The organism is Algibacter ulvanivorans (assembly GCF_048381495.1).
Classification (GTDB): Bacteria; Bacteroidota; Bacteroidia; order Flavobacteriales; family Flavobacteriaceae; genus Algibacter_B; species Algibacter_B ulvanivorans.
Window position 1 is genome coordinate 556,060 of record NZ_JBLWGD010000002.1, and the last position, 15,839, is coordinate 571,898.

Here is a 15,839-nt window from a genome sequence, read left to right on the forward strand (position 1 = left end):
TATGGCAACTACAAGTGATATTAGAAACGGATTATGCATTCGTTATAACAACGACATTTATAAAGTTATTGAGTTTTTACATGTAAAACCAGGTAAAGGCCCTGCGTTTGTAAGAACTAAACTTAAAAGTGTAACCAACGGAAAGGTGATAGATAATACTTTCTCTGCTGGTCATAAATTAGAAGATGTTCGTGTTGAAACACATAAATTTCAATACCTATACAACGATGGTGAATATTATCACTTTATGAATGAAGCAGACTATTCGCAAATTCAATTAACAGAATCTGCTTTAGATAGAGCCGATTTAATGAAAGAAGGAGAAGTTGTTACCATTCAATTAAATTCTGAAGATAACATGCCATTATCAGTCGATATGCCAGCTACCGTAATTTTAGAAGTAACACATACCGAGCCTGGTGTAAAAGGAAACACAGCTACAAATGCCACAAAACCAGCTACGGTTGAAACTGGTGCAGAAGTTAACGTGCCACTTTTTATTAATGAAGGCGATAAAATTAAGGTAGAAACCGAAAAAGGAACTTATAAAGAACGCGTTAAAGAATAAATTTGAAATTCCCTAAACCACATACTTTAAAGCAAATTTCAAAATTAATTAATTGCAAATTTGTTGGCGCTGATAATTTTCAGGTATTAGGCATGAACGAAATTCATGTTGTAGAACCCGGAGATATTGTTTTTGTAGATCATCCAAAATATTACACAAAAGCTTTAGAATCAGCAGCAACAATTATTCTAATAAATAAAGAAGTAGATTGCCCAGAAGGGAAAGCATTACTTATTAGCGACGACCCGTTTAGAGATTTTAATAAGCTTACAGATTATTTTAAACCTTTTAAAGCTTCAAATGCTGCTATAGCAGATTCAGCTAAAATTGGAAATAATACCATTATTCAACCCAACTGCTTTATTGGAAACAATGTAACGATAGGTAATAACTGCACAATACATTCTAATGTAAGTATTTATGATGATGCTGTTATTGGTAATAATGTAACCATACACGCAGGAACAGTTTTAGGAGCCAATGCCTTTTATTATAAAAATAGACCAGAAGGTTTTGATAGGTTGAAATCTAGCGGACGCGTAGTTATTCAAAACAATGTCGACATTGGCGCAGGTTGTACAATTGATAGAGGTGTTACAGGAGATACGCTTATAGGTGAAGGCTCTAAATTAGATAACCTTATTCAAATTGGACATGATACTGTTATTGGAAAAAAATGCTTAATGGCATCGCAAGTAGGAATAGCCGGTTGTGTTATAATAAAAGACGAAGTTACTATTTGGGGACAGGTAGGAACAACAAGCGGAATAACTATAGGTAAAAAGGCTGTTATTCAAGGTCAATCTGGAGTAACAAAATCAATTGAAGGCGGAAAAACATATTGGGGAACACCAGCTCAAGAGGTTCGTAATCAATTAAAAGAAATGGCATCTATTAAACAAATCCCTAATATTTTAAAGCAAATAAAAAATTAAAGGAAATTAATTTAATAAGTGCGTTCAAAAAATTACATTTGTAAAACAATATCCAAATAAGAAAATATGAGTGTTTTAGTTAACAAAGATTCAAAAATTATAGTTCAAGGATTTACAGGTAGTGAAGGTACATTTCACGCTAGCCAAATGATAGAGTATGGCACCAATGTTGTTGGTGGTGTAACTCCAGGAAAAGGCGGGCAAACCCATTTAGATAAGCCTGTTTTTAACACAGTACAAGAAGCTGTAGAACAAGTAGGAGCAGATACAACCATAATTTTTGTACCACCAGCTTTTGCTGCTGATGCCATTATGGAAGCTGCAGATGCAGGTATAAAAGTTATTATTACTATAACAGAAGGTATTCCTGTAGCCGACATGATTACGGCATCAAATTATATTAAAAATAAAGATTGTAGATTAATTGGACCTAACTGTCCTGGTGTTATAACTCCTGGAGAAGCTAAAGTTGGTATTATGCCAGGTTTTGTTTTTAAACAAGGAAAAGTAGGTATTGTTTCTAAATCTGGTACATTAACTTACGAAGCTGCAGACCAAGTTGTAAAACAAGGTTTGGGTATTACTACAGCTATAGGTATAGGTGGAGATCCAATTATTGGAACAACAACCAAAGAAGCTGTAGAATTATTAATTAACGACCCAGAAACAGAAGCTGTTGTAATGATAGGCGAAATTGGAGGGCAATTAGAAGCCGATGCTGCAAACTGGTATAAGGCTAGCGGTAGCAAAAAACCAGTTGTAGGTTTTATTGCAGGCGAAACGGCTCCTGCTGGACGTACAATGGGGCACGCAGGTGCCATTGTAGGAGGAAGTGACGATACAGCACAAGCTAAAAAGAAAATTATGAGAGCTTGCGGAATTCATGTTGTAGATTCACCTGCCGAAATAGGCAAAAAAATAGCTGAAGTTTTAGCATAATAGCTTATAAATAATATTAAAAAATCCCCAGTATTGGGGATTTTTTTGGTTTAATCTATAAAGTATATTTGGTTTAAAATTTATCTATTATGAAATTTAAACTAACTGTATTTCTATTTTTTATTCTTTTAGTATTTAATTGCACAATTGAAATAGAAGACGATGAGAAGCTTATTGAACATTTAAATGGAAAATGGGAGTTAGTCTCAATAACATTTGATGGCGACCAACAAATAACCGATTGTGATAAAACAACGGTCTCTGAGTTTATAACAAATAGTGCATACAAAGGAAGTTATACAGGTACGGTATATTTTTGGACAGAAGTACTGAATTCATGTAATCCAGAAACCTTTACTGGCACATGGAAGTCTGACGATGGAGATTTTGATTTAACCTTAACTATTAGCAGCGCAAATAGAACTTACACTAATAATTTCGATGTGTCATATACATCTTATAACGAAGATCCTGAAATTGTTAGTATAGATTTAACATTTACTAATGAAGACGAAGACTTTGAAAGAATATATACATACAGGAAAATAAATTAGTAACAAAGAAATTATTTAGTAATAAATATTAAAAAAACGAAAAAGACCTTACAAAACTTGTGAGGTTTTTTTATTTGATACAACTTGTATTTATTATATTTGAATTAAAATTAATTAACAAAATAGAAGAGTGTTTTTTAAGAAAAAAACAAAGTACTTTTCATACATATAAAATAAACAGAAATGAAATTACTAGAAGGAAAAACTGCTATAGTAACAGGAGCTAGTCGAGGAATAGGAAAAGGAATTGCACAAATTTTTGCAGAACAAGGTGCCAATGTTGCATTTACATACAGTTCTTCTGTTGATGCTGCTAACGCATTAGAAAAAGAACTTAATGCTTTAGGTGTTAAAGCAAAAGGTTATAAAAGTAATGCGGCTAGTTTTGAAGAAGCACAACAATTAGCAGCAGATGTATTAGCCGAGTTTGGTAGTATTGATGTGTTAGTTAATAATGCCGGAATTACAAAAGACAATTTATTAATGCGTATCTCTGAAGAAGATTTTGATACAGTTATTGAAGTGAATTTAAAATCGGTTTTTAACATGACAAAAGCCGTTCAAAGAACCATGCTAAAACAACGCAAAGGCTCTATCATTAATATGAGTTCTGTTGTTGGTGTTAAAGGAAATGCAGGACAAACAAACTATGCAGCTTCAAAAGCGGGAATAATTGGTTTTTCAAAATCTGTAGCTTTAGAATTAGGTTCACGAAACATTAGAAGTAATGTCGTAGCTCCTGGATTTATAGAAACCGAAATGACAGCCAAATTAGACGAAGAAGTTGTAAAAGGTTGGCGCGCAGGAATTCCGTTAAAAAGAGGCGGAACACCAGAAGATATTGCTAATGTTTGTGTGTTTTTAGCTAGCGATATGAGTGCTTATGTTACAGGACAAACACTTAATGTTGATGGTGGTATGTTAACCTAAAAAAGCACTTTCTCCTTTTATTAATAATTTTTAATAACAAAAAGGAAACCTCATACAGAAGTTTAAGCTTTAATGCAAACAGAAACTCTTATATATATTATAATTGCTGGAATTATAGCGCTTGGTTTAGCGCTATTTCAGTATTTCGAAAAAAGAAAAAGCATGACTAAATTAAACATGCTTTTTTCTTTTTTAAGATTTATAAGTGTTTTTGCTCTATTATTACTAATTATAAACCCAAGTTTTAATAAAATTAAAGTATCTGTAGAAAAGCCAAACCTGGTTTTAGCTATAGATAATTCAAGCTCTATAAAGCATTTAAAACAAGATAAAAATGTGGTTAATTTTGTTAATAAACTTAAAGAAAATAAGGCTATTACTAATAAATTTAATGTGAGTACATTTTTGTTTGGCAAAAACCTAAAATCATCAGACAGCATTTCCTTTTTAGATAAAGAAACTAATATTTCTGAAGCTTTTATAAAATTAAATCAAATTTATAAACAAACCGTAACGCCAACTATTTTAATTTCAGATGGTAACCAAACTTACGGAAACGATTATCAATACACTACAAACACATATAAACAACCAATTTATTCAGTAATATTAGGAGACACAATAACTTATACCGATTTAAAAATTGAGCAGCTTAACGTTAATAAGTATGCTTTTTTAAAAAATAAATTTCCGGTAGAAGCCATTTTAGTTTATAATGGCAATAACAAAGTAAATTCAAAATTTATTATAAAAAACGGTAATACAACTGTATATTCTCAAACAATAAATTTTTCAAAAAACGATAATTCAAAAATTATAAATTTCACGCTTCCTGCTAATAAAGTAGGCGTAAGTAATTACAATGCAATTTTAGAACCTTTGTCTCTCGAAAAAAATACGATTAATAACACTAATCATTTTGCTGTAGATGTTATAAATCAAAAAACAAAAATAGCTATAGTTTCAAATTTCTCACACCCAGATTTAGGAGCGCTAAAAAAAAGCATTGAGAGTAACGAACAACGATTTGTCTCTATACTAACACCAGAAAATTTTATTTCTAATAAAAATGATTTTCAATTAGTTATAACTTATCAGCCAAACAACAACTTTAAATCTGTTTTTAATAAAATTGAAGCATTAAATATAAATAACTTTATAATTATAGGACCAAAAACAAGTTTAAGTTTTGTAAATCAAACTATAAATAATTTTACGCATAGCATTACAAATCAAACAGAGCATTATCAAACCTTTTTAAACCAAAATTATTCACCTTTTATAATTGAAGATATTAATTTTGAATCTTTCCCTCCGTTGTTATCAAATTATGGCGATGTAATGTTTAATGTACCAATTCAAACTATTTTAAATAAAACACTTAATGGTAATCCAATAGGGCAGCCACTTTTAATTACGTTAGAGAATAAAGAAAACCGTCAAGCTGTATTATTTGGCGAAAACATTTGGCAATGGAGAGCACAAAATTATTTAAACGAAAAATCTTTTAATGGGTTTGATAATTTTATTGGTAAACTAATTCAATATTTAGCTTCAAACAAGCAAAAAAGTAGGCTGAATTTAGATTATGAATCATTTTACAATGGAAATGGAGCCATTATTATAAAAGCAGATTTTTTTGATGAAAATTATGTGTTTGATACACGAGAAGCACTAAGCATAACAGTAACTAACAAAAATACAAAAGAGAAAAAAACCTTTCCTTTTATATTAAAAAACAATAATTACCAAGTTGATTTAAGTAGTTTACCACCAGCTATTTATAACTTTACAGTAAAGGCTGTAAACAATAATATATCAAAATCTGGTAGTTTTCAAGTTTTAGAATATAATGTAGAACAACAGTTTTTAAATGCTAATGTAACAAAGCTGCAAAAAATAGCGACCAATAGTTCTGGTGCTAGTTTTTTTATATCAAACACAGAAAATTTAGCAAACACCTTATTAAACGACAAACGATTTGTACCCATACAAAAAAGCAATAAAATTACCATACCTTTGATAGATTGGAAATATCTTTTGGCTTTAATAGCTTTAAGTTTAGGTTTAGAATGGTTTATAAGAAAATATAATGGATTAATTTAAATAAATAGAAATGGAAAAATTACCAAAAATTGCAATGCCTTTTATAATTGGAGCAGTTATATTAGTTATCGTGTTATCAAAATCATTAGTTACTATAGGCCCAGGAGAAGGTGGTGTTTTATTTGAGCCACTTGGAGATGGTATAAATACAGAAAGAACTTATGGCGAGGGATTTCATATAGTAGCACCATGGAACGATATGATTGTGCAAAAAGTGCGTCAACAATCTATATCAGATAATATGAATGTACTATCTGTAAATGGACTAGATATTACAGTAAGCGGGACAATTTGGTTTGAACCAGAATACACAAACTTAGGAAAACTAATTAAAACAAAAGGAGAAGATTACATAAGAGAGTTATTAAGTCCAGCTATTAACGCCGCAGCAAAAAGTGTTGTTGGACGTTATACTCCAGAACAATTATATTCTAGTAAAAGAGATATTATAGAATTAGAAATTTTAGAACAAGTTAGAGAAGAGTTAAAAGGGCAATATGTAAATGTAAAACGCGTACTTGTTGAAAATGTAAAACTGCCAACCACTATAAAAGATGCCATCGAGCGTAAACTAAAACAAGAGCAAGAATCTTTAGAGTACGAATTTAGGTTGGTTACAGCAAAAAAAGAAGCCGAAAAAGTAATTATAGAAGCTCAAGGTAAAGCAGATGCAAATAAAATACTAAATTCGTCTTTAACAGATAAAATTCTTCAAGACAAAGGTATAGAAGCTACAGTAAAATTATCAGAATCGCCAAACAGTAAAGTTATTGTTATAGGTTCTGGAGATAGCGGTATGCCAATTATTCTTGGTAATCAATAACAAAGCATTAAATAATTTCAAGATTTAATATAATCTATTACTAAATATTAATTTTTTACTAGACAAATATTAAAAATATTAAAATGTTATAATAAATGTATTTATAATTTGGATTTAATCATATAAATTATAGATATTTGTACAAACAAAAAATAAGACATGACTTTTATTCAAACACATCATCATTTTCATATTTGCTCTCAAGCGAAATGAAAATGTATTGAATAAAATTTACATATATTTTTAAACCCGTTTGAGACAATCAAGCGGGTTTTTTAATTATAACGCCAACAAGATTGTTTCAAACTCATAAAAACTATAAAATGAGTAAACTAAGAATTGCAGTACAAAAATCGGGTCGATTAAATGAAGACTCGATGAAAATTTTAAAAGACATTGGTATTTCTATTGATAACGGTAAAGACCAATTAAAAGCATCGGCTAGAAATTTCCCAGTAGAAGTTTTTTATTTAAGAAATGGCGATATTCCGCAATATTTAAAAGATGGTGTGGTTGATGCCGCTATAATTGGCGAAAACGTATTAATTGAAAAAGGTAACGACTTAAAGTTTGTAGAACGTTTAGGTTTTTCTAAATGCAAAGTTTCAATAGCTGTTCCAAAAGATTCTAAAGATAATTCTTTAAAAGATCTAAACGGAAAAAAAATAGCAACATCATATCCAGAAACGGTAAAAAAGTTTTTAAAAGAGCAAAATATAAATGCCCAATTACACATAATTAATGGCTCTGTAGAAATTGCTCCAAATATTGGTTTAGCCGATGGTATTTGCGATATAGTATCAAGTGGTAGCACCTTATTTAAAAACGGATTAAAAGAAATTGAGGTTTTATTAAAATCTGAAGCTGTTTTGGCTGTTTCACCAGTTTTAAATGCCGAAAAACAAGCCATTTTAAATACAATTCAGTTTAGAATACAATCTGTTTTAAAAGGCAGAAATTCTAAATACGTATTGTTAAACGCGCCAAACGATAAGCTAAAAGAAATTATTAGTGTATTACCTGGTATGAAAAGCCCAACAGTTTTGCCATTAGCCCAAGAAGGCTGGAGCTCTGTACATTCGGTAATTAGTAAAAATGAATTTTGGGAAGTTATAGACGATTTAAAAGCTAAAGGAGCGCAAGGTATATTAGTGTGTCCTATAGAAAAAATGGTATTGTAAGTCGTATAATTATTATCTAAAATTTTCGCTTTCGCCGAAATAAAAGCACTTAATTCATGCAAATAATTAACAAGCCTAATAAAACCAGTTGGAAACAAGTTTTAAAACGTCCAACCCAAACGGTTAATGATATAGAAGATATAGTTAATCAAATTTTTAATGAAGTTTCTCAAAAAGGAGATGATGCTATTCGAAATTACACCACTAAATTTGATGGTGTTAACCTAAGTTCGAATACCGTAACTTTAAAAGAAATTGAAAACGCTACCAAACAAGTTCCTGTAAAACTTCAGGAAGCCATAAAACAAGCTAAACAAAATATTGAAGCTTTTCATTCGGCTCAAAAAACAAGTAAAGTTGAAGTTGAAACCACTAAAGGTGTGCAATGTTGGCAAGAAAAACGACCTATACAAAAAGTAGGGTTGTATATTCCTGGTGGCACGGCACCATTGTTTTCAACAGTTTTAATGTTAGCAGTTCCGGCTCAAATAGCTGGTTGCAAAGAAATTGTTTTATGTTCGCCACCAAATAAAAAAGGCGAACTTGCACCAGAAATATTATTTGCAGCTCAGTTATGTGGCGTAACTAAAATTATAAAAGTAGGAGGTATTCAAGCCATTGCAGGATTAACATTTGGTACAGAAACAATACCACAAGTATACAAAATCTTTGGTCCAGGAAACCAATATGTAACTGTTGCTAAGCAACTAGCAACAAAATACGGTGTTGCTATCGATATGCCGGCAGGGCCAAGCGAGTTGTTGGTGGTTGCAGACCAAACCGCCAATGCAGCATATATAGCTTCAGATTTGTTAAGCCAGGCAGAACATGGAGCAGATAGTCAAGTTATTCTAGTAGCAACATCAAACACGTTAATTAATAAGGTGTCTGATGAAGTTGAAAAGCAATTAAAATTACTTCCGCGAAAAGCTATAGCCGAAAAAGCCATAGCAAACTCAAAGTTAATTTATGTAGAAAACGATACCATAGCCTTAGAATTAATTAACGAATATGGTCCAGAACACTTTATTATTTGCTCTAAAAATGAAGATTTTTATGTAAACGGAATAAACAATGCTGGCTCTATTTTTATTGGCGATTATACACCAGAAAGCGCTGGCGATTACGCTTCTGGAACCAACCATACACTACCAACAAATGGGTTTTCTAAAGCTTATTCTGGAGTGAATTTAGATAGTTTTTTAAAGAGCATGACGTTTCAAAAAATATCTAAAGAAGGCATCTTAAATATTGGTGAAACTATAGAGTTAATGGCAGAAGCCGAAGGTTTACAAGCACATAAAAACGCGGTAACTATGCGTTTAAAAGATTTAAAATGAAAACTTTTAACATTCAAAATATAATTAGAGAGAACGTAAAGGCTATGAAAGCTTACAGTTCTGCCCGAGACGAATATGTTTCAGATGGTTCTAAAATGATTTTTTTAGATGCCAACGAAAATCCGTTTGAAAATGGAGTAAATCGTTACCCCGATCCTTTACAGCGGTCATTAAAATCGGTTTTATCAGAGCAAAAAAACGTTCCCGAAAATCAAATTTTACTAGGTAACGGAAGCGATGAAGTTCTAGATTTATTATTCAGAGCCTTTTGCGAGCCAAAGCAAGATAACATCATCACTTTACCACCAACATACGGTATGTACACCGTTTTATCTAATTTAAACGAAGTTGAAGAACGAAAAGTTGAGTTAAACACAAATTTTCAACCAAATGTTGATGCCATATTAAAAGTTATTGATGAAAACTCAAAAATGCTTTTTATTTGTTCGCCTAATAATCCAACAGGCAACCTTATAGCTTCAGAAAACATTAAATTATTACTTAAAAATTTTAACGGCTTAGTTGTTATTGATGAAGCTTACATCGATTTTTCAAATCAAAGTAGTTGGATTTCAGAATTAAATAATTATCCAAATTTAATTGTAACTCAAACGCTTTCCAAAGCTTATGGTTTAGCAGGAATTCGTTTAGGTTTATGTTATGCTTCCGCAGAAATTATTTCAATTTTAAATAAAATTAAACCACCATATAACGTTAATGAGCTAACACAAAAGCGTGCGTTAAAGCGTGTTTCGAGTATAGAAACTTTAAATAAAGAAGTAAAATTAATATTAGAAGAACGCGAAACGCTAATTGAAGCTTTAAAAACCATCCCTTTTGTAAAAACCATTTTCCCTACCGAAGCTAATTTTGTTTTGGCCAGAGTAGACAATGCAACAAAACGATACAACGAGTTAATAGAAAAAGGTATTGTAATAAGAAACCGAACCACACAACCACTTTGCGAAAACACATTACGTTTTACAGTTGGAACTAAAACCGAAAATAAAACATTAATTTCTGCTTTAAAGCAGTTAGCAAAAAGCTAAAAGCATAAATATGAAAAAAGTACTTTTTATAGACCGAGACGGCACATTAGTTTTAGAGCCACCAGTAGATTATCAACTAGATAGTCTAGAAAAACTAGAATACTACCCAAAAGTATTTCAATACATGGCTAAAATAGCCAATGAGTTAGATTACGAGTTAGTTATGGTAACCAATCAAGATGGCTTAGGTACAGATAGCTTCCCAGAAAACACATTCTGGCCTGCACAAAATAAAATAATTAATGCCTTTGCCAAAGAAGGTGTTGTGTTCTCTGAAGTGCATATAGATAAAACGTTTCCGCACGAAAATGCAAATACACGAAAACCAAGAACAGGTTTATTAACCAAATATTTTTCTGAAGACTATGACTTAGAAAACTCTTTTGTTTTAGGCGATAGAATTACCGACATGGAGCTGGCTAAAAATTTAGGTTCTAAAGGTATATTTTTATCTGAAGATCCAGATTTAGGAGCAGATGAAATTGAAACATCAAAGCAAGATATTTTAAAAAGCATTGCACTTACAAGTACAGATTGGGCCGAAATATATGAGTTTTTAAAACTTAAAAATCGTATTGAAGAAATAACACGTAACACCAATGAAACCCAGATATATATAAAACTAAATTTAGATGGTTCTGGCAAGAATAACATCAATACAGGTTTATCGTTCTTTGATCATATGTTAGATCAAATTGGGCGTCATGGCGCTATGGATTTAACTGTGAAAGTAAATGGCGACTTAGAAGTCGACGAACACCATACCATTGAAGACACCATGATTGCCTTGGGAGAGTTATTTAATAAAGCTTTAGGTAATAAACTAGGCATAGAACGTTACGGATTTTGCTTGCCAATGGACGATTGTTTAGCTCAGGTAGCGGTAGATTTTGGCGGTAGAAACTGGCTAGAGTGGGACGCCGATTTTAAACGTGAAAAAATAGGAGATATGCCTACCGAAATGTTTTTTCATCTATTTAAATCGTTTACAGATGGCGCTAAATGTAATTTAAACATAAAAGCAGAGGGTGTAAACGAACACCATAAAATTGAAGGCATTTTTAAAGCCTTTGCTAAAGCTATGAAAATGGCTGTAAAAAGAGATGCTAATAAAATGTTTTTACCATCAACTAAAGGTTTGCTTTAATGAAGTTAGTTATTATTAATTACGGTGCTGGAAACATAAAAAGTATTCAGTTTGCATTTAAACGTTTAGGTGTCGAGGCTATTTTATCTAATAATCCTGATGAAATTAAAGCTGCCGATAAAATTATTTTCCCTGGTGTTGGTGAAGCTAGCTCTGCCATGAAAATGCTTAAAGAAACTGGGTTAGATAAAATAATACCAACTTTAAAGCAACCCGTTTTAGGTATTTGTTTAGGTATGCAATTACTTTGTAAACATACTGAAGAAGGCAATACAAATGGTTTGGGCATTTTTCAAACCCACGTAAAACGTTTTAAAAACCATGTAAAAGTACCGCAAATGGGGTGGAATGTTATAAAAGATTTAAAATCCGATTTATTTAAAGGTATCAAAGAAAACGAATATATGTATTTGGTACACAGCTATTATGCAGAACATTGCAACGAAACTATAGCGAAAACAGATTACGGACTTAATTACGCATCAGCTTTACAACATAAAAACTTTTATGGTGTGCAATTTCATCCAGAAAAGAGTAGTTTAGCAGGAGAAAAAATATTAAAGAATTTTTTAAACTTGAATATTTAATATTAAAAAATGAGAATAATACCAGCAATAGATATTATAGACGGAAAATGTGTTCGCTTAACTAAAGGTGATTACGATACTAAAAAAGTATATAATGAAAATCCACTAGAAGTAGCAAAAATGTTTGAAGCCTCTGGCATTGAATATTTACACCTTGTAGATTTAGATGGCGCTAAAGCCAAACATATTGTAAACTATAAAGTTTTAGAGCAAATCGCATCAAAAACTAAATTAAAAATAGATTTTGGAGGTGGTTTAAAATCTAATGAAGATTTACATATAGCATTTAATTCTGGAGCAAAACAAGTAACTGGCGGTAGTATTGCTGTTAAAGATCCCGAAACTTTTCAAGGCTGGATAGATAAATATGGTGGCAATAAAATTATTTTAGGAGCCGATAGCGATGCAGGAAAAGTATCTATAAGCGGATGGATGGAACAAAGTAAAGAAGATGTTATTCCCTTTATAAAAGCATATCAAAAAAAAGGTATTAAGTATGTTATTTGTACAGATATTTCAAAAGATGGTATGCTTGAAGGCCCAGCTTTCAACTTATATAAAAATATTATAGAGGCTTGTAGCAATAGTAGTAAAAACCAATCTGTAAAATTAATTGCTTCGGGAGGTATTTCTCATATTGATGAGTTACCAAAATTAATTGAATTAGGTTGCGAAGGTGTTATAATTGGTAAAGCTATTTATGAAAACAGAATTAAACTTCACCAATTAGAAAAATTTGTATAACCATTATTTTAATAGCAAAAAGTATAAAAAATGCTTACAAAAAGAATTATACCGTGTTTAGATATTAAAAATGGGCGTACAGTTAAAGGTGTAAATTTTGTTGATTTGCGTGATGCTGGAGACCCTGTAGAACTAGCAAAACAATACGCGCAGCAAGGTGCAGACGAACTGGTTTTTCTAGATATTGCAGCAACCCTAGAAGGTCGCGGTACGACTTTAGATATGGTGTTACATGTAGCAGAACAGGTTAATATACCATTTACTGTAGGTGGAGGTATTTCTAGTATAGAACACGTAGATGCTTTATTACAATGCGGAGCAGACAAAGTCTCAATTAACTCATCGGCAGTAAAAAGACCCGAATTGATAAACGAATTATCAAATAAATTTGGTAGTCAATGCGTTGTAGTTGCCATCGATGCAAAGCAAGTAAATGGACAATGGAAAGTACATTTAGCAGGCGGAAGTATTCCTACCAATATCGATTTGTTTGATTGGGCTAAAGAGGTTGAAACCCGAGGTGCTGGCGAAATTTTATTTACTTCTATGGATCATGACGGTACAAAAGATGGATTTGCAAATAATGCTTTAGCTAAACTATCAGAAACATTAAACATTCCAATTATAGCATCTGGTGGCGCAGGAAACGTACAGCATTTTATAGATACATTTATAGAAGGAAAATCAGATGCTGCTTTGGCTGCAAGTGTTTTTCATTTTGGTGAAATTCCAATTCCTAAATTAAAAAAAGAGCTAAAAGCTAATAATATAGAAGTACGACTGTAGTTGTTTTAATAAGTACATGTTCAGCTTCATATAAAATAAGACTATGACAATAAAATTTGATTCAAACGGTTTAGTTCCTGCTATTATTCAAGACGTTACAACAAAAAACGTATTAATGTTAGGGTATATGAATGAGGAAGCTTACCAAAAAACAATAACAACAAAGCAAGTTACTTTTTTTAGCAGAAGCAAACAGCGTTTATGGACAAAAGGCGAAGAAAGTGGTAACTTTTTAAATTTGGTAAATATAAAAAACGACTGCGATAACGATTCGCTTTTAATTCAAGTAAATCCTGTTGGACCAACTTGCCATAAAGGAACTGGTAATTGCTGGGGAGAAGATAATAAACCAAATTACGGTTTCTTTTCTACACTTGAAGATGTTATTACAGAACGTATTGCAAATAAAGACACCAAAAAATCTTATGTAGCAAGTTTATTTTCAAAAGGCATTAATAAAGTCGCTCAAAAAGTAGGTGAGGAAGCTGTAGAAACTGTAATTGAAGCCTTAGATAATAATGACGAGCTATTTCTATACGAATCTGCCGATTTAATGTTTCATTACCTTATGCTATTACAAGCAAAAGGATTTACCTTAAAAGACATAGAAGAGGAGCTTAAAGGAAGGCATAAATAAGACAGAAATAATAGTTACATTTTATTTTAAAACAGTAAAATCTCTATCTAAAATTAAAAACTCTTATAATGCGTAAAAAATCCACGAAAGGCATAAAATAACGCTAAAAAAACCAGAAACATCGATGAAATGCATATTTTTTGATTTTTTTATTATAAAAAAGATTACAAAACTATCGTTTTAAAAATTTTATTGCTTTATTAGTTTTTTAATAACTATAAACCAAAAATTTTAAAACCATGAGTAAAGTAAGAATACTTTTTATAGCTTTATTTACGCTACTATTTTCAATTACTAATGCACAATATGCTTCATCGTCGATGGATTTGCTTGTTGCCTACCAATATTCTAAAAGTGATACTGTCGCATTTTTAAAAGGCGAAAGCGGTGAGTTAGTAAGCAAAGCAACTGTAAGCGAGCCTATTTTTTTTGTAAGTATTGATAAAGAAACTGATATATTCTATATACAAACACGTCATTTTATTTATAAAGGTAATATTTCAACCGGAAAAATTATAGAAGAACAACGTGTTTATGAAAACGAAGAAGTTATAGCCAACATAGATTATAACATTAATATTATTCCTTCTGGAGTAAACAATAAAGGTATTGCTTTATGGACTTATCATAAAGAACTAGTTGAAGTACAAAAAGAAATGGCAAGAACTACTAAGCCATTAAAACAACTAAAGATTGCGAATAAAATGAACAAATTGGTTCAGGCACCAAAACCTTATGTTCAATATAGTTTTGATACTAAAGCATTAACAGAATACGGTAGTTATGTTATGACCGATAAATATCCGTTTGCATTACAAAGCGATGATAATTTATGGTTTATAAACCTTACCGATGGAGCTATAGAGCTTAAAGGCAGAGAAAATAAAAACATAGTTAAATCTTATGATACTCAAACACCACTAAAATTTAACCCAAAACTTAAAGATTTGGTAGGTAAAGGTAACGCACCATCTATAATTGGAGGCGATTTATTTGCTCTAACATTTTATGCTACTAACCCTAACAATATAGACGAAACAACAACTGTTATTTGTAATAATAAATTAAGACGTGTAATTACTACTTATAAAGGAACACAATCTGCTGGATCGCAATATCCACTTTCTTTTGTTGATAGTGATAAGTATGTGTTTGCAAAAACAGTAACAACTTTTAAACAACCAAAACCAGAAATGCCTCCACAACCTAAAATAGGAGCTTTTGGAGCTAAGAAAAAGTTAAAAGAATACCAGGCACAACTAGACGCCTATCAAGTAGAACACAAAAAATGGCTAGACCAAAAGTATTTACCTGAAAATAATAACATACTTTTCTTTAACGACAAAGATATGAGTGGAGAACCTGTACTTGTTGTAGAAGGCGGAGTACACGCACAAGTTTATAATAATACAAATATTTTTGTGATAAAAAAGGATAAAGTTGTAATGTATGATTTAGATAGCGCTTCAGAAAAATGGACTGTTAAGCTTTAATATTTATAAAGTAAGTTCGT

16 protein-coding genes are annotated in these 15,839 nt (G+C 31.4%); all 16 read left to right on the forward strand.

Annotated elements, in window-relative coordinates; genetic code table 11:
- Nucleotide 1 precedes the first annotated feature (1 nt).
- The 16 genes from efp to ACNG5D_RS08005 all read left to right on the forward strand — a co-directional run bounded on the left by efp (nucleotide 2) and on the right by ACNG5D_RS08005 (nucleotide 15,819).
- Nucleotides 2-568: an elongation factor P gene (gene efp / locus ACNG5D_RS07930; RefSeq protein WP_418182963.1), complete on the forward strand. Its 567-nt coding sequence runs from the start codon at nucleotides 2-4 to the stop codon at nucleotides 566-568.
- A 2-nt stretch (nucleotides 569-570) separates the two neighbouring features.
- Entirely contained in the window at nucleotides 571-1,503 is a 933-nt protein-coding gene (locus ACNG5D_RS07935) for a UDP-3-O-(3-hydroxymyristoyl)glucosamine N-acyltransferase (RefSeq protein WP_418182964.1), read from the forward strand.
- A gap of 66 nt (nucleotides 1,504-1,569) precedes the next feature.
- Complete coding sequence (sucD, locus tag ACNG5D_RS07940) at nucleotides 1,570-2,442, forward strand: succinate--CoA ligase subunit alpha (RefSeq protein WP_418182965.1); 873 nt, start codon at nucleotides 1,570-1,572, stop codon at nucleotides 2,440-2,442.
- A gap of 89 nt (nucleotides 2,443-2,531) precedes the next feature.
- Complete coding sequence (locus ACNG5D_RS07945; protein ID WP_418182966.1) at nucleotides 2,532-2,996, forward strand: hypothetical protein; 465 nt, start codon at nucleotides 2,532-2,534, stop codon at nucleotides 2,994-2,996.
- 183 nt (nucleotides 2,997-3,179) lie between these two features.
- A complete protein-coding gene (gene fabG, locus ACNG5D_RS07950; RefSeq protein ID WP_418182967.1) occupies nucleotides 3,180-3,926 on the forward strand; it encodes a 3-oxoacyl-[acyl-carrier-protein] reductase in 747 nt (248 codons plus the stop codon).
- 72 nt (nucleotides 3,927-3,998) lie between these two features.
- Nucleotides 3,999-6,032 (forward strand): VWA domain-containing protein, encoded by a 2,034-nt coding sequence (locus tag ACNG5D_RS07955; RefSeq protein ID WP_418182968.1) that lies wholly within the window; start codon nucleotides 3,999-4,001, stop codon nucleotides 6,030-6,032.
- Nucleotides 6,033-6,042: 10 nt separating this feature from the next.
- Nucleotides 6,043-6,855, forward strand: a complete 813-nt coding sequence (locus ACNG5D_RS07960; RefSeq protein ID WP_418182969.1) for a prohibitin family protein — start codon at nucleotides 6,043-6,045, stop codon at nucleotides 6,853-6,855.
- Between the two features lie 323 nt (nucleotides 6,856-7,178).
- Nucleotides 7,179-8,036, forward strand: a complete 858-nt coding sequence (gene hisG, locus ACNG5D_RS07965; protein WP_418182970.1) for an ATP phosphoribosyltransferase — start codon at nucleotides 7,179-7,181, stop codon at nucleotides 8,034-8,036.
- A gap of 56 nt (nucleotides 8,037-8,092) precedes the next feature.
- Nucleotides 8,093-9,376: a histidinol dehydrogenase gene (hisD, locus tag ACNG5D_RS07970; RefSeq protein ID WP_418182971.1), complete on the forward strand. Its 1,284-nt coding sequence runs from the start codon at nucleotides 8,093-8,095 to the stop codon at nucleotides 9,374-9,376.
- Nucleotides 9,373-10,425 carry a histidinol-phosphate transaminase gene (hisC, locus tag ACNG5D_RS07975; protein ID WP_418182972.1) on the forward strand — a complete coding sequence of 351 codons (1,053 nt, stop codon included), beginning with the start codon at nucleotides 9,373-9,375 and terminating at the stop codon, nucleotides 10,423-10,425. Before hisD ends, hisC begins: the two co-directional genes overlap by 4 nt.
- A 10-nt stretch (nucleotides 10,426-10,435) precedes the next feature.
- Nucleotides 10,436-11,572, forward strand: coding sequence for a bifunctional histidinol-phosphatase/imidazoleglycerol-phosphate dehydratase HisB (hisB, locus tag ACNG5D_RS07980; RefSeq protein WP_418182973.1), 1,137 nt, complete (start codon nucleotides 10,436-10,438; stop codon nucleotides 11,570-11,572).
- Complete coding sequence (hisH, locus tag ACNG5D_RS07985; protein ID WP_418182974.1) at nucleotides 11,572-12,159, forward strand: imidazole glycerol phosphate synthase subunit HisH; 588 nt, start codon at nucleotides 11,572-11,574, stop codon at nucleotides 12,157-12,159. Before hisB ends, hisH begins: the two co-directional genes overlap by 1 nt.
- Nucleotides 12,160-12,168: 9 nt before the next feature.
- Nucleotides 12,169-12,903, forward strand: coding sequence for a 1-(5-phosphoribosyl)-5-[(5-phosphoribosylamino)methylideneamino]imidazole-4-carboxamide isomerase (gene hisA, locus ACNG5D_RS07990; RefSeq protein ID WP_418182975.1), 735 nt, complete (start codon nucleotides 12,169-12,171; stop codon nucleotides 12,901-12,903).
- Between the two features lie 30 nt (nucleotides 12,904-12,933).
- On the forward strand, nucleotides 12,934-13,689 hold the full coding sequence (hisF, locus tag ACNG5D_RS07995; RefSeq protein WP_418182976.1) for an imidazole glycerol phosphate synthase subunit HisF: 756 nt from the start codon (nucleotides 12,934-12,936) through the stop codon (nucleotides 13,687-13,689).
- A gap of 43 nt (nucleotides 13,690-13,732) precedes the next feature.
- A complete protein-coding gene (gene hisIE / locus ACNG5D_RS08000) occupies nucleotides 13,733-14,326 on the forward strand; it encodes a bifunctional phosphoribosyl-AMP cyclohydrolase/phosphoribosyl-ATP diphosphatase HisIE (protein WP_418182977.1) in 594 nt (197 codons plus the stop codon).
- A 239-nt stretch (nucleotides 14,327-14,565) separates the two neighbouring features.
- Nucleotides 14,566-15,819: a hypothetical protein gene (locus tag ACNG5D_RS08005; RefSeq protein ID WP_418182978.1), complete on the forward strand. Its 1,254-nt coding sequence runs from the start codon at nucleotides 14,566-14,568 to the stop codon at nucleotides 15,817-15,819.
- Nucleotides 15,820-15,839: the final 20 nt, after the last annotated feature.

Bases quoted from the DNA above. Each gene is read 5' to 3' on its own strand.
- efp (WP_418182963.1), top strand. From the start codon at position 2: ATGGCAACTACAAGTGATATTAGAAACGGATTATGCATTCGTTATAAC.
- sucD (WP_418182965.1), top strand. From the start codon at position 1,570: ATGAGTGTTTTAGTTAACAAAGATTCAAAAATTATAGTTCAAGGATTT.
- ACNG5D_RS07945 (WP_418182966.1), top strand. From the start codon at position 2,532: ATGAAATTTAAACTAACTGTATTTCTATTTTTTATTCTTTTAGTATTT.
- fabG (WP_418182967.1), top strand. From the start codon at position 3,180: ATGAAATTACTAGAAGGAAAAACTGCTATAGTAACAGGAGCTAGTCGA.
- ACNG5D_RS07955 (WP_418182968.1), top strand. From the start codon at position 3,999: ATGCAAACAGAAACTCTTATATATATTATAATTGCTGGAATTATAGCG.
- ACNG5D_RS07960 (WP_418182969.1), top strand. From the start codon at position 6,043: ATGGAAAAATTACCAAAAATTGCAATGCCTTTTATAATTGGAGCAGTT.
- hisG (WP_418182970.1), top strand. From the start codon at position 7,179: ATGAGTAAACTAAGAATTGCAGTACAAAAATCGGGTCGATTAAATGAA.
- hisD (WP_418182971.1), top strand. From the start codon at position 8,093: ATGCAAATAATTAACAAGCCTAATAAAACCAGTTGGAAACAAGTTTTA.
- hisC (WP_418182972.1), top strand. From the start codon at position 9,373: ATGAAAACTTTTAACATTCAAAATATAATTAGAGAGAACGTAAAGGCT.
- hisB (WP_418182973.1), top strand. From the start codon at position 10,436: ATGAAAAAAGTACTTTTTATAGACCGAGACGGCACATTAGTTTTAGAG.
- hisH (WP_418182974.1), top strand. From the start codon at position 11,572: ATGAAGTTAGTTATTATTAATTACGGTGCTGGAAACATAAAAAGTATT.
- hisA (WP_418182975.1), top strand. From the start codon at position 12,169: ATGAGAATAATACCAGCAATAGATATTATAGACGGAAAATGTGTTCGC.
- hisF (WP_418182976.1), top strand. From the start codon at position 12,934: ATGCTTACAAAAAGAATTATACCGTGTTTAGATATTAAAAATGGGCGT.
- hisIE (WP_418182977.1), top strand. From the start codon at position 13,733: ATGACAATAAAATTTGATTCAAACGGTTTAGTTCCTGCTATTATTCAA.
- ACNG5D_RS08005 (WP_418182978.1), top strand. From the start codon at position 14,566: ATGAGTAAAGTAAGAATACTTTTTATAGCTTTATTTACGCTACTATTT.